Source organism: Ornithinicoccus sp. (assembly GCF_057176825.1).
Map to the genome: position 1 here is coordinate 1,063,077 of NZ_CM169976.1, position 13,580 is coordinate 1,076,656.

Here is a 13,580-nt window from a genome sequence, read left to right on the forward strand (position 1 = left end):
AAATGGTCAGGCCCCGAGCCGCTCGCCGGAGTCGCTGTTGAAGACGTGGACGTGGTCGGCCTTCGGGGTGAAGTGGACGACGTCGCCCTTCATCGGAGGCGTGCGGCCGTCGACCCGGGCGATGAACGGCTTGGCGTCCGGGGCGGCGCCGGGCTGACGACCGTAGATGTAGGCGTCGGCGCCGAGCTCCTCGACGACGTCCACCTCGATGGCCAGGCCGGAGCCGTCGCTGTTGACCGTGAGGTCCTCGGGGCGCACCCCGACGACGACGTGGCTGCCGGCGTCACCGAGGGTGTCGCGCTCCACCGCGTGGACGGTGTCACCGAACTTGATGCCGCCGTCGGCGACGGGGACGTCCATCAGGTTCATCGAGGGGGAGCCGATGAAGCCGGCGACGAACACGTTGTTGGGGTGGTCGTACATCCGCCGCGGCGTGTCGCACTGCTGCAGGACGCCGTCCTTGAGGACCGCGACCCGGTCGCCCATCGTCATCGCCTCGACCTGGTCGTGGGTGACGTAGACGGTGGTGACGCCGAGCCGACGCTGCAGGGAGGCGATCTGGGTGCGGGTCTGCACGCGCAGTTTGGCGTCCAGGTTGGACAGCGGCTCGTCCATCAGGAACACCTGGGGCTGGCGGACGATCGCCCGACCCATGGCCACCCGCTGACGCTGGCCACCGGACAGCGCCTTCGGCTTGCGCTCCAGGAACGGCTCCAGGTCCAGGATCTTGGCGGCCTCCTCGACCCGCTGGCGGATCTCGGCCTTGGACTTGCCGGCGATCTTCAGGGCGAAGCCCATGTTGTCGGCGACGGTCATGTGGGGGTAGAGCGCGTAGTTCTGGAACACCATCGCCACGTCGCGGTCCTTGGGTGGCATCGCGGTGACGTCACGGTCGCCGATCAGGATCCGGCCGGAGGTCACCTCCTCCAGTCCTGCCAGCATCCGCAGGCTGGTGGACTTGCCGCAGCCAGAGGGGCCGACCAGGACGAGGAACTCCCCGTCGGCGATCTCGATGTTGAGGCGGTCCACCGCCGGGGTCTCGCTGCCCGGGTAGACCCGTGAAGCGTCGTCGTACGTCACTGTTGCCATGAGCTCATGCCTTCCTTCACCGGCAGGAACGTGCCGGACGGTCCGTTGTAAAGGAACCCCTCGGGACGGGTGCCCCGCGAGGTAGCCCCGGCGGTGGCGCCCGGGCCGGCTGGCAACAGCCGATCACGTGCGACGCTGCCGTGACTGTCTGTTACCGTACTGCAACCTGCAAGATCTTGCAGCATGGTGTGACCTAAGTCATGCTGTTCTTTGCCCCAGAAGCCCGGCGACCCTCGCTGTGGCCCGTGCCCGCCTCCCGGCGGGTTGAACGTTGTTCGAAGGAGAACATATGAAGCGCACCACCGGTGCCGTCGCGATGGTCGGCATCGCGGCCCTGCTGCTCAGTGCCTGCGGTGGCGACACCGAGGACCCCGCTGACGACACCACCGCGGCCGCCGACGGTGACACCGACGAGGGTGACACCGACGGCGAAGAGTCCGGTGACACCGAGGAGGAGACCGGCGACGAGGGCGCCGAGGGTGGCGAGGGCGAAGAGGAGGAAGAGGAGGCCCCCGTCCGGGACCAGAGCGCCGAGCTGGTGATCTGGGCCGACGACGTGCGCGCCCCCATCCTGACCGAGTTCGCCGACCAGTTCGGCGAGGAGTTCGGCATCACCGTGCAGGTGCAGGTGGCCACCGACGTGCGCGAGCAGTTCAAGAACGCCACGAACGTCGACCAGGGCCCGGACGTCATCGTGGGCGCCCACGACTGGCTGGGTGAGCTGGTCCAGAACGGCACCGTCTCCCCGATCCAGATGTCGGAGGACGTGCAGGCCTCGTTCGTGCCGGAGGCACTGGAGGCCACCAAGTTCGACGGCCAGATCTATGGCGTGCCCTACGCCACCGAGAGCCTGGGCCTGATCCGCAACACCGCCCTGGCCCCCGACGAGCCGGAGACGATGGAGGCCCTGGTCGAGCACGGCAAGGGGCTGGTGGAGTCCGGCGAGGCCGAGGAGGTCATGCTGTCCCCGGTCGGTCAGACCGGCGACGCCTACAACGCCTTCCCGTGGCTGTCCGCCTACGGCGGCGGCATCTTCGGGCTCAACGACGAGGGCGGCTGGGACGCCGACAACGTCATCGTGGGCTCCGAGGAGACCGTCCAGGGTGGCGAAAAGATGGCCTGGATGGCCGAGGAGGGCGCGCTGAACGTCAACGTCGGTCACGACAACCTGGAGGCACTGTTCTCCGAGGGCAAGTCGGCCTACGTCGTCGGTGGCCCGTGGACCATCGCCGCGGCCGAGGGTGCCGGCATCGAGTACGCGATCAGCCCGATCCCGGACTTCGAGGACGGTGGGGAGACCGTGCCGTTCCTCGGGGTGCAGATGTTCTACGTCTCCAGCAAGGCCAAGAACCCCACCCTGGCCCAGGAGTTCGTGAACAAGTACGTGCCGAACGTCGACCTGCAGGTCGCGCTCTACGAGGCCGGTGACCGCCCGCCGGCGCTGCAGGAGGCGCTGGACGCCGTGTCGGCCGACGACGAGGACATCGCCGCCTGGGCGACCGCCGGTGAGGGTGCCCCGCCGATGCCGAACATCCCGGCGATGAACTCGGTGTGGGGCCCGCTGGGCCAGGCCACCTCCGACATCGTCGGTGGTGACGACCCGGCCGAGCGGCTGCAGCTGGCGCAGGACGAGATCGTCTCCGCCATCGGCTGAACGATCCTTCCGTGACAGGCCCGTCCGGACCGTGAACCCCACGGTCCGGACGGGTCTGCCCGGTCCCCCTACTCCTGACCAGTCCCGCTGACCTGCCCCGGAGGCGACGATGCCCCAGACCACCGCACCGCCCGAGCCGCTCCCGGACCTGACGGACCCCGAGCACCTGGAGTTCACCTCGCGCCCTCCGTGGTGGCTGACCGTCACGAAGTGGGTGATGCTCGCCGCGGCGGCACTGCTCGCGGTCTACGTCGCGATGCAGCTGGCCGAGGCGGGTCACGTCGCCTGGGTGGTCCTGGTCGCCTTCGTCGGCCTGTGCATCCTCGCCGTCTACGGCACCCGGCGGGCGATCCCGCTGAAGTACCTCCTGCCGGGCGTGCTGCTGATGCTCACGCTGCAGATCTGGCCGCTGGTCTACACGGTGAGCCTGTCCTTCACCAACTACGGCGACGGGCACATGGTCACCCAGGAGGAGGCGATCGCCTCCATCGAGGCCAACTCGGTCCGGGAGGTCCCGGGGTCCACCCGCTACTCGCTCAACATCGCCGTCCCGGAGGGGCAGGACCCCGCCGACGGCGACCTGGTGTACCTGCTCACCGACCCCGACGGGGTGTTCCTGGCCGGAGACTTCGAGGGGCTGACCGAGCTGGACCCGGACACTGTCGAGTCGGGCCTGACCGGCCGGATCACCTCCGCCGAGGGCTTCGTTGTGCTCTCTGCCTCGGAGGTCAACGCCCGGACGGCGGACCTCAACGAGTTCGCGGTGCCGACCGACTCCGGCGGCATCAAGTCGATCGGGCTGTCCGAGGCCTTCATCGGGGAGCCCACCAAGGTCTTCGACCCCGCGACGGAGACCATCACCGACACCGTCACCGGACAGGTCTATGTCGCCGAGGGAGCCCGGTTCGTGCCGCAGGACGGTCAGGGGGCGGCCCTCCCGCAGGGGTGGCAGGAGAACGTCGGGTTCGACAACTACACCCGGGCGCTTACCGACCCGGTGCTGCGCGCCGGATTCGTCAAGGTGTTCGTGTGGAACGTCGCCTTCGCGGCGATCACCGTCGGCAGCACCTTCATCCTCGGGATGGCGCTGGCCCTGCTGTTCAACGACCCGCGGTTGAAGGGCAAGGGGATCTACCGTTCGCTGTTGATCCTGCCCTACGCCCTGCCGGTCTATGTCACCGCGCTGGTCTGGGCCTCGATGTTCAACCAGGACTTCGGGCTGATCAACGACCTGACCGGGCTCCATATCAACTGGCTGGGCGACGGCAACTGGGCGCGGTTCGCGCTCCTGCTGACGAACCTGTGGCTGGGGTTCCCCTACATGTTCATCGTCTGCACCGGCGCCCTGCAGGCCATCCCCAACGACGTGCGCGAGGCCGCGCAGATCGACGGGGCCGGACCATTCCGCACCGTCCGGTCGGTGATCATGCCGCTGCTGCTGGTGGCGGTCGGGCCGTTGCTGATCGCCTCGTTCGCCTTCAACTTCAACAACTTCGGGCTGATCTACCTGATGACCGAGGGCGGACCCTTCGAGGGCGGGCAGAGCCAGGTCGGCTCCACCGACCTGCTGATCACCTGGGCCTTCCGCCTGGCGCTGGGCGGCACCCAGCCCAACTTCGGCCTGGCCTCGGCCATCGCCGTTTTCATCTTCATCATCGTGGCCCTGATCAGCTATGAGGGATTCCGCCGCACCAAGGCCCTGGAGGACGTGAACTGATGAGCACCACACCCACGGACCTGACCGCACTCGAGGCCGCCACCGGCGACCCGGACCGGCACGAGCCCTCGACCAGCCGGTGGGGCGGCGTCTGGTGGCGCCACGCCCTGGCGCTGTTGGCACTGGCGTTCGCGCTCTTCCCGATCCTGTTCATCATTTCCTCGGCGTTCAACAACGCGGGCACGCTGTCCACCTCCGGGCTGATGCCCACGGTGTTCGGGCTCGACAACTTCAACGACCTGTTCAACGACCGGGCCCGGCCCTACTGGTCCTGGTATCGCAACTCGGTCATCATCTGCGTCGTCGCGACGGTGTGCACCCTGTTCCTGGGGGCCAGTGCCGCCTACGCCTTCTCTCGCCTGCGGTGGAAGGGGCGTCGCGCGGGGCTGCTCTTCATCCTGCTGATGCAGATGTTCCCCGCGGTGCTGGCCTTCGGTGCGCTCTACATCACCTTCGCCAACGTCGGCCAGGTGCTGCCCGCGCTGGGACTGAACACCCTGCTCGGCCTGATCCTGGTGTACCTCGGCGGGGCGATGGGCTCGAACATCTGGCTGCTCAAGGGGTACTTCGACACGGTGCCCAAGGAGCTGGACGAGGCGGCCTACATCGACGGCGCCTCCCACGCGCGCATCTTCTTCACGATCACGCTGCGCCTGGTCACCCCGATCCTGGCGACCGTGGCGATGCTGGCCTTCGTCGGGCTGTGGGGAGAGTTCCTGCTGGCCAGCATCTTCCTCACCGACGTCAACCAGCAGACCCTGGCCGTCGGGCTGTGGCAGACCCGCAACGCCGACCAGAACGCCTACTTCGGCCAGTTCGTCGCCGGGGCGGTGCTCGCCTCCATCCCGGTCGTGCTGGTCTACCTCGGCCTGCAGCGGCAACTGATCGGCGGGCTCACCCAGGGGTCGGTGAAGTAACGACGTGCCCCTCCAACCCCACCACGACGGATCACCGCTCTACGTCTCCGACCAAGCACCCCGGCCGGGTGACACCGTGTCGGTGCGGATCCGCATACCCCGCGCCGCAGGCATCACCGGCGTGCACGTGCGGACCGCCCCGGACGGCGAGCAGGCGTTCACCGACGCACGCCGGGTCGCCGGGTCGGAGGCGGAGGACTGGTGGCAGGCTGAGCTCGTCTGCCACAACCCGGTCACCCACTACCGTTTCCTCCTCGACGGGGGCGAGACCGGGTACGCCTGGCTCAACGGCACCGGGCTGCACGACCGCGACGTGCCCGACGCCGCGGACTTCCGCCTGGTCAGTTACCCCGCGCCGCCGGAATGGGCGCAGCGGGCCGTGGTCTACCAGGTGTTTCCCGACAGGTTCGCGCGGGACTCCTCGGTGGAGCCTGCGGGCCTCCCGGGCGGTCCCCGGGACGACGTGCCGGACTGGGCGCACCCCGCGGCCTGGGACGACGCGGTCGACCTGAGCCGCGAGCGGGGGTCCACCCAGCTCTACGGCGGGACCCTGGACGGCATCGTCGACCACCTGGACCACCTGGTCGACCTCGGCGTGGACGTGCTCTACCTGACGCCGTTCTTCCCGGCCCGATCCAACCACCGCTACGACGCGAGCACCTTCGACGAGGTCGACCCGCTGCTCGGCGGGACGCCGGCGCTGCACCGGTTGCAGGAGGCGGCGCACTCCCGCGGGATCCGCGTGCTGGGGGACATCACCACCAACCACACCGGTGACGCGCACGAATGGTTCCGCGCCGCCCGCGCCGAGCCGGACGGCCCCCCGGGCCGCTGGTACGTGCGCGACCCCCACGCACGCCGTGAGTGGGTCACCTGGTTCGACGTGCCGAGCCTGCCGAAGCTGGACTACCGGGAGCCGGCCCTCCGGGAGGCGATGTATGCCGCACCCGACTCGGTCATCCGCCGCTGGCTGGCGCCGGGAGCCGGGCTGGACGGCTGGCGGGTCGACGTGGCCAACATGACGGGGCGGTACCAGGGCACCGACCTGGCCCACGAGGTCGCCCGGGAGATCCGTGAGGCCGTCGACCAGGTCGGGGAGGCGACTGGGAGCGCGCCGCTGCTCATCGCCGAGCACACCCACGACCACAGCGCCGACGCGACCGGTGACGGGTGGCACGGGGTGATGAACTACTCCGGCTTCACCAAGCCGCTGTGGACCTGGCTGCGGCACGAGGGCTTCGCCCCCAAGTTCCTGGGCAGCCCGGTCCGGGTGCCGCGGCTCGGGGGAGAGGCGGTGGCGCGGACCATCGACGAGTTCGGCGCAATCGTGCCGTGGCGTTCCCGGGTCAACTCCTTCAACCTCATCGGCTCGCACGACACCAGTCGGTTGCGCACCCTGGTCGGTGGGGACCTGGCCACCGCCACCGTCGCCGCCGCGATGCTCTTCGCGGTGCCGGGCGTCCCGATGGTGACCTACGGCGACGAGATCGGCATGCCCGGGGACTTCGGCGAGGCCGGGCGCCGGCCGATGCCGTGGTCGGCCCGTGGGGTCGACGCGGACCTGTGGGACGAGGACCTGTATGCCATCTACCGCACCCTGATCCGGGCGCGCCGGGACAACCCCGCGCTGTATGCCGGGGGGTTGCGGTGGCTGCACACCGGTGAGGACGCGTTGGTGTTCCTCCGGGAGCACCCCGAGCAGACGGTGCTGGTGCACCTGGCCCGTGCGGCGCACGACCCCGTTGCCCTGCCGGCCGGGCTGGTCCCGGGCGTGGACGGACGGGCACGCCCTGGTCGGACCCGCACCGGAGACCACCGGGGATTGCGTCGTGCTGGCCGCGGACGGGCCGCTCGCCCGGCTGTGGGCGCTCCCGACGCGGGCCCCTGCGTGGGACGAGGCGGCGTCGTGAGCGGGCGGCTGGCCGACATCGCGGCCTACGCGGGGGTCAGTGAGGCCACCGTGAGCCGGGTCCTGAACGACAAGCCCGGCGTGGCCGCAGCCACCAGGCAGGCCGTCATCACGGCGCTCGACGTGCTCGGCTACGAGCGGCCCAGCCGGTTGCGGCGCAGCAGCGCCGGACTGGTGGGCCTGGTGGTGCCTGAGCTGACGAACCCGATCTTCCCGGCGTTCGCCCAGGCCGTGGAGACCCACCTGGCCGCGGCCGGGTACACCCCGGTCCTGTGCACGCAGACGCCCGGTGGAGTGCACGAGGACGAGTACGTGCAGATGCTCCTGGACCGTGGCGTGGCCAGCATCCTGTTCATCAGCGGGTACCACGCAGACTCACGGGCCGAGGTCGCACGCTACGCCAGGCTCCGGGAGCGGGGCCTGCCGATCGTGCTGGTCAACGGCTACCGGGAGGACATCGACGCCACCTTCGTGAGCCACGACGACGCGTCCGCTGTGCAGCTGGCCGTCGGCCACCTGCGGGACCTGGGGCACACCCGCATCGGGCTGGCGACCGGCCCGGCGCGGTATGTGCCGGTACAGCGCAAGACGACCGGGTTCCGCGCGGCGATGGACGGGCTGCTCCCCGCGGAGCAGATCGACGAGCTGGTCGTCACCACGATGTTCAGCGTCGAGGGCGGGCGTGCCGCAGGGGCGCGGCTGCTGGAGCGGGGCGTGACCGCGGTGGTCTGTGGGTCCGACATGATGGCCCTGGGCGTGGTGCGCGCGGCCCGTCAGGCCGGGCTGGAGGTGCCCCGCGATGTCTCCGTCGTCGGCTCCGACGACTCCCAGCTCATCGGCTTCACCGAACCGCCGCTGACCACCATCCGCCAGGACGTCCTGGGGATGAGCGAGGCCGCGGTCTCTGCCGTGCTGGAGCAGATGGGCGGGGCGAACCCCGAGCGGAGGGAGTACCTCTTCAGCCCCGAGTTGGTGCTGCGCCGCTCGACCGGCCCCGCCCCCCGCTGAGCGACTCCAGGAGGGTGCCCAGGGCCGCGACCACCGCGTCCTCGTCGGGGACCCAGGTGTCGGCCGCGGACTCGCCGGACCCGACCTTCACGGTCAGTGTCTCCACGCCGGCGGGGGCCCGCTCGGCGAGGTGGGTGAAGGCGCGCTCGTCGGTCACGTCGTCGCCCAGGTAGACCACGGACGCCGCCCCGACCCGGCGGGCCAGGCCCAGCAGGGCCGGGCCCTTGCCGGCCTCGGTGACGGCTAGCTCCAGGACGTCCTTGCCCGGGGTCACATGCACCCCCGGGTGGTGCGCGGCCAGCGTGGCGGCGGCCTGGATGGCGTCCGCGGCCACGTCCCCCGGCAGGCCCCGGGTGTGCAGCACCAACGCCGTCGGCTTGCGCTCCAGACGGACCCCGGGGTGGACCTGCTCGATGCGGCGCATGCCGTGCTCGAGCTCGGCCAGGCGTCGTGCCGCGGCCGGGTCGACCCCCTCATCCCGGGCCCATGGCGTCTCAGCCCCGTGGGAGCCGATCAGCAGCAGGGGTGGTGTGGCGCCGCTGAGCTGCTCCAGCACCGCCAGCTCCCGGCCGGAGACCAGCGCGACGGTCACGTCGGGGACCGCGGCGAGGGCCGCCAGCAGGTCGACCGACCCGGGGAGCGGTGCGGCCCGCATTGGGTCATCGACCAGGGGCGCCAGGGTCCCGTCGAAGTCCACCCCGACCAGGAGAGGCAGGTGCTCGGCGGCGTAGGCCAGTCGTGCCTCGGGAGCGGGAGCCTGCTCAGTCCTTCCGGTCGTCACCGGACCTCCTCGGAGGGCGTTCGGGGGCCATCTGCAGCGCGCCCAGGTACCGGCGCGCCCAGGTCTGGACGTCGTGGGAGAACACCCGGCGCCGCATCGACTGCATCCGCCGTTGCTTGGCCGCAGGGTCGTCCCGCATCGCGAGCAGGATCTTACGCTTCAACCCGACGATGTCGTGCGGGTTGCACAGGTAAGCCTGGCGCAGCTCGTGAGCGGCCCCGGTGAACTCGCTGAGCACCAGCGCACCCCCGAGGTCGTGCCGGCACGCGACATACTCCTTGGCCACCAGGTTCATCCCGTCCCGCAACGGGGTCACCAGCATGACGTCGGCAGCCTGGAACAGCGCCGCCATTTCCTCGCGCGGGTAGGACTGGTGCAGGTAGTGCACGGCGGCGTGCCCGATCCCGGAGTAGTCACCGTTGATCCGACCGACCATGCCGTCGATCTGGTGGCGCAGCTCCTGGTAGGCCGCGACCCGCTCCCGGCTGGGGGTGGCCACCTGGATCAGCGTGACCTCGGGCGGGTGGATGTCGCCGTCCTGCAACAGCTCGGCGACCGCGCGCAGGCGGTGCCGGATGCCCTTGGTGTAGTCCAGCCGGTCCACGCCCAACAGCACCGTCCCGGGGTTGCCCAGGGAGGCGCGGATCTCCTGGGCGCGCTCCTGGACGGCGGGGGTGCGCGCCAACTCCTCCAGGCCGGTGGCGTCGATGGAGATCGGCACCGCTCCGGCCCGGACGGTGCGCGGGGCGGCGCCGAGCAGTTCGTCGTCGGCGCCCTCCCACCGCACGACCTCGCCCTTGCTGGTCGTCCCGAGCAACTGCCGGCAGGCCCGGATGAAGTTGCCCGAGTCGGTCAGCCGCTGGAACCCGAGGAAGTCGGCGCCCAGCAGGCCGCGCAGCAACTCCTCGCGCCAGGGCAGTTGCCCGAAGAGCTCGACGGGCGGGAAGGGGATGTGGTCGAACCAGCCGATCCGCAGGTCGGGGCGCAGGTCCCGGAGCAGCGCGGGCACCAGCTGCAACTGGTAGTCGTGCACCCACACCGTGGCACCACGGGCGGCCACCGCCGCGGTCGCCTCGGCGAACCGCTGGTTCACCCGTGCGTAGCTGGCCCACCACCGGCGGTGGAAGGTCGGGGGCACGATCACGTCGTGGTAGATCGGCCACAGCGTGGCGTTGCTGAAGCCCTCGTAGTACTCCTCAAGCTCCTGCCCCGTGAGCGGGACGGGGACGAGGTACATGCCACCCTCACCCTCGAACGGCGCCGGGGCCTCACCGGTGTCACCAGCCCAGCCGACCCACGCCCCGTCGCGGTGCCTCATGACGGAGTCCATCGCCGTCACCAGGCCCCCGGGGCTGGTGCGCCACTGGGTCTGTCCCTCGTGGTCGACCACACGGTCGACGGGCAGCCGGTTGGCCACGACGACAGTGTCGAAGGTGCGTCCGCCTGAAACCATCTGAGCTCCTCGTGCGTTCGCTTCTTCGTGGCCGAGCCTAGTTCACCCGGCTCAGATACGAGACCTGGAGGAGCTGACCGCATACCGTGGAGACCATGACGACCGAGGAGACGTGGCAGGAGGGACCAGAGGTCCCCCGCCAACTGGGTCGCTACGCCCTGGGGCCGAAGGTTGGCGAGGGCGGGATGGGCGTGGTCCACCGGGCCCGCCGGGACGACGGCACCGAGGTCGCGATCAAGGTGCTCCGTCCGCACATCGCGCACGACCCGGCGGCTCGCCAGCGGCTGGAGCGCGAGGTGCACACGCTGTCTCGCGTGCACCACCCGCGGGTGGCCGCGGTGCTGGATGCCGACGTCGCGGGGGAGGCGCCCTACATCGTCACCGAGTACGTCCCGGGGGCACCCCTGGACACCGTCGTCGCCGAGAACGGCCCCGTCCGGGGTGAGGGGCTGGTCCGTCTGGGGCGCGGGCTGGCCGAGGCGCTGAGCGCGATCCACCAGGTGGGGATCGTGCACCGGGACCTCAAGCCCGGCAACGTGCTGATGGTCGGCCACGACCCGGTCGTGATCGACTTCGGGATCGCCCAGGTGGCCGACGACGTCCGACTCACCATGACGGGGATGGTGATGGGCACCCCCGGGTACCTCTCGCCCGAGGTTGTCGAGGGGGGCCGGGTCACCGAGGCCACCGACTGGTGGGGCTGGGCGGCCACCCTGGCCTTCGCGAACTCCGGGCAGCCGCCGTTCGGCCGCGGGCCCATGAGCGTGGTGCTGGACCGGGTGATCCGGGGGCGCAGTCAGATGGAGGGGGTGGATCCTGAACTGGCGCCGCTGCTGGCGGCGGCCCTGGACCCGGTGCCCTCCCGACGGCCACCGTCGCACGAGGTGATCCAGGCGTTGGAGCTGTATGCCGATCACCGTCCGGTGACCATGGCGCTGACCCAGCAGGTGCGGCGCGAGCCCGAACCGCGGGACACCACGCCGGAGAACCCGTGGTCGGTGGGGGTCGCCGACCCCACGACGGTGCAGCCGGTCGACCAGACGCGGGTCCAGCCCAGCGCACCACCCGCCGGGGCGCGGCAGGGTGATCGGCAGGGACCCCGCCCCGCACCGGGGGCCCCCTATCGCGGGCAGCCGGTGCGGTACGACCAACCCGGCCCCTCGGCATACCCCCCGCAGGGGACCTCGCCGTATGCCGCCGGGTACGGGCAGCAGGTCTCCGGTGACCCGCGGATCGGCCGGCCGACCCGCAGCGGCACGATCGCGGCCTGCCTTGTCGCGTTCGTCGGGCTGGCCGCCGTCGTGCCGTTGGTGGCCTGGGGGATCCTGGCGACCTGGTCCCTCGTGGCCCGGACGACCGATCAGGCGGTGACCTCCCTGGTGCTCCGACGCCACCAGATCGGGCCGCGTCGCTCCGACCTGCCGGTGGCCGTGCTGTCCAGTCCCTGGCACGTCATCCTCGCCGCCTTCTTCACCGTGCTGGCGCTCGTCCTCCCGCTCGCGATCGGGGTCGGGGCCACGGTGCTGACCGCAACGGTGCTGACCGAGTTCACCTCCTACGCCGCGGGCTACGAGCACCCGCTCCCGGTGGCGCTCGGGTCGCTGTTGGGGGCCGTCATCGCCTGGTGGGGCCCTGGTGGTCTGTCGCTGCGGCGCGGGTCGCGCACCGTGCTGCGGGCCGTGGTGCCGGCGGGCCTGGGCACCCAGGTGGTCGCCACCTTCCTGGTCGCTGGTGGGGTCGCACTGGCGGGCTGGGCGCTCCTGGACGGGGTGGACGTCTCGTGGTGGCCGCTGCAGGACGGGGAGGCGCCGTTCCGGGACCTGATCCCCCAGGTCTTCCGCAGCTGACGCGGCACGACGTCACACCCGTCCCACCCACACCAACAGCCCCTCTTGGTGCGGCAAAATGGGTGCCCACCGGGGGTATGTCAAGAGTCAACTCAGGCCTGTGACCTGCGACTTTGCTTCGACGACTCCACAATCAGAAAAGTGTTGGGTACGGTGGTTTGCGTTTGTTGCCCGTCTCCCCTTGTGGCCACGTCCCCTGCGTGGTCCCGCCATGACCGGAAGGACAACCCACCTCATGGCCCTTGCACAGCACCGCTCTGCCTCCATGCCCTCGACCTGGCGCCGCCGCGTCCTCGGGGTCGGGCTCGCCGGAGCCGCCGCCATCGCCAGCGTGGGTCTCACCGCCCCCGCCGCCCAGGCCTCCGGCGTCTGGGACCGAGTCGCCCAGTGCGAGTCCGGTGGCAACTGGTCGATCAACACCGGCAACGGTTTCTACGGCGGCCTGCAGTTCTACCACCCCACCTGGGTCGGCTACGGCGGCCAGCAGTACGCCCCCTACGCCCACCAGGCCTCCAAGTCCCAGCAGATCGCGATCGCCCAGAAGGTGCTCGCCTCGCAGGGCCCGGGCGCGTGGCCGGTCTGCTCGGTGCGTGCCGGGCTGACCCGTCAGAACGGTGGGGCTCCCGTCAGCTCCCCGCCGGCCGCCAACCCGCCGGCCGCCTCCCCGCCGGCGTCCTCCAACCCGCCGGCCACCTGGACCGGCACCCCGGTGACCCGGTACGTCCCGGGCAACGGTGCGGTCAACGTCCGCTCCGGGCCGGGCACCGGCTACCGCGTGGTCGGCACCCTGGCCGCCGGCACCCAGGTGAACGGCACCCAGGCCAGCGGCTGGGTCAAGATCGCCGACGGTCGCTTCGTGAGCACCTCGGTGCTGTCCTCGGGTAGCGACCGCGTGGTCACCCCGCCCTCGCGCAGCACCGGTCGCCTGCTGGTCAAGGACGGCATCCGCGGTCCGCTGACCACCGTGGCGATCCAGCAGTGGGTCGGCACCACCCAGGACGGCAAGTTCGGCCCGATCACGACCAAGGCGCTGCAGCGCAAGGTCGGCACCACGCCGGACGGCATCTGGGGCCCGAAGTCCCAGGCCGCGCTGCAGGACTACCTGGGGATCTCCCGGGACGGCTCCACCTACATGAACGCCCGGACCGTGTCGGCCCTGCAGGCCTACCTGAACAACAACGTCATCGGCTGACCACCCGGTCGCT

The 13,580-nt window shown here is 70.9% G+C and carries 9 protein-coding genes; 6 read left to right on the plus strand and 3 right to left on the minus strand.

Going from position 1 to position 13,580, the window contains the following annotated elements; translation table 11 throughout:
• Positions 1–6: 6 nt before the first annotated feature.
• Complete coding sequence (locus AC1QRC_RS05555) at positions 7–1,089, minus strand: ABC transporter ATP-binding protein (RefSeq protein WP_484205802.1); 1,083 nt, start codon at positions 1,087–1,089, stop codon at positions 7–9.
• 289 nt (positions 1,090–1,378) lie between these two features.
• Here AC1QRC_RS05555 and AC1QRC_RS05560 point away from each other — a divergent pair, with 289 nt between their 5' ends.
• The 4 genes from AC1QRC_RS05560 (at position 1,379) to AC1QRC_RS05575 (ending at position 8,294) form a co-directional block, all read left to right on the plus strand.
• Positions 1,379–2,743, plus strand: coding sequence for a sugar ABC transporter substrate-binding protein (locus AC1QRC_RS05560; protein ID WP_484205803.1), 1,365 nt, complete (start codon positions 1,379–1,381; stop codon positions 2,741–2,743).
• A gap of 109 nt (positions 2,744–2,852) precedes the next feature.
• Positions 2,853–4,460 carry an ABC transporter permease subunit gene (locus tag AC1QRC_RS05565; protein ID WP_484205804.1) on the plus strand — a complete coding sequence of 536 codons (1,608 nt, stop codon included), beginning with the start codon at positions 2,853–2,855 and terminating at the stop codon, positions 4,458–4,460.
• On the plus strand, positions 4,460–5,377 hold the full coding sequence (locus AC1QRC_RS05570) for a sugar ABC transporter permease (RefSeq protein WP_484205805.1): 918 nt from the start codon (positions 4,460–4,462) through the stop codon (positions 5,375–5,377). The genes AC1QRC_RS05565 and AC1QRC_RS05570 overlap by 1 nt, the downstream gene beginning before the upstream one ends.
• A 4-nt stretch (positions 5,378–5,381) precedes the next feature.
• Positions 5,382–8,294: an alpha-amylase family glycosyl hydrolase gene (locus tag AC1QRC_RS05575; RefSeq protein ID WP_484205806.1), complete on the plus strand. Its 2,913-nt coding sequence runs from the start codon at positions 5,382–5,384 to the stop codon at positions 8,292–8,294.
• Here AC1QRC_RS05575 and otsB read toward each other — a convergent pair.
• Positions 8,245–9,075: a trehalose-phosphatase gene (gene otsB, locus AC1QRC_RS05580; RefSeq protein ID WP_484205807.1), complete on the minus strand. Its 831-nt coding sequence runs from the start codon at positions 9,073–9,075 to the stop codon at positions 8,245–8,247. The two genes, AC1QRC_RS05575 and otsB, sit on opposite strands and share 50 nt — an antisense overlap.
• Entirely contained in the window at positions 9,056–10,528 is a 1,473-nt protein-coding gene (locus tag AC1QRC_RS05585) for an alpha,alpha-trehalose-phosphate synthase (UDP-forming) (protein ID WP_484205808.1), read from the minus strand. The genes otsB and AC1QRC_RS05585 overlap by 20 nt, the downstream gene beginning before the upstream one ends.
• A gap of 95 nt (positions 10,529–10,623) precedes the next feature.
• Between AC1QRC_RS05585 and AC1QRC_RS05590 the strand changes: the two genes are divergently transcribed.
• Together AC1QRC_RS05590 and AC1QRC_RS05595 are read left to right on the plus strand one after the other, a co-directional pair.
• Positions 10,624–12,375: a serine/threonine-protein kinase gene (locus AC1QRC_RS05590; RefSeq protein ID WP_484205809.1), complete on the plus strand. Its 1,752-nt coding sequence runs from the start codon at positions 10,624–10,626 to the stop codon at positions 12,373–12,375.
• A gap of 235 nt (positions 12,376–12,610) precedes the next feature.
• Entirely contained in the window at positions 12,611–13,567 is a 957-nt protein-coding gene (locus tag AC1QRC_RS05595; RefSeq protein ID WP_484205810.1) for a transglycosylase family protein, read from the plus strand.
• Positions 13,568–13,580: the final 13 nt, after the last annotated feature.

Coding starts and splice junctions, on each gene's coding strand:
- AC1QRC_RS05570 (WP_484205805.1), top strand. CDS start 4,460: ATGAGCACCACACCCACGGACCTGACCGCACTCGAGGCCGCCACCGGC.
- AC1QRC_RS05595 (WP_484205810.1), top strand. CDS start 12,611: ATGGCCCTTGCACAGCACCGCTCTGCCTCCATGCCCTCGACCTGGCGC.
- AC1QRC_RS05560 (WP_484205803.1), top strand. CDS start 1,379: ATGAAGCGCACCACCGGTGCCGTCGCGATGGTCGGCATCGCGGCCCTG.
- AC1QRC_RS05590 (WP_484205809.1), top strand. CDS start 10,624: ATGACGACCGAGGAGACGTGGCAGGAGGGACCAGAGGTCCCCCGCCAA.
- AC1QRC_RS05555 (WP_484205802.1), bottom strand. CDS start 1,089: ATGGCAACAGTGACGTACGACGACGCTTCACGGGTCTACCCGGGCAGC.
- AC1QRC_RS05585 (WP_484205808.1), bottom strand. CDS start 10,528: ATGGTTTCAGGCGGACGCACCTTCGACACTGTCGTCGTGGCCAACCGG.
- AC1QRC_RS05565 (WP_484205804.1), top strand. CDS start 2,853: ATGCCCCAGACCACCGCACCGCCCGAGCCGCTCCCGGACCTGACGGAC.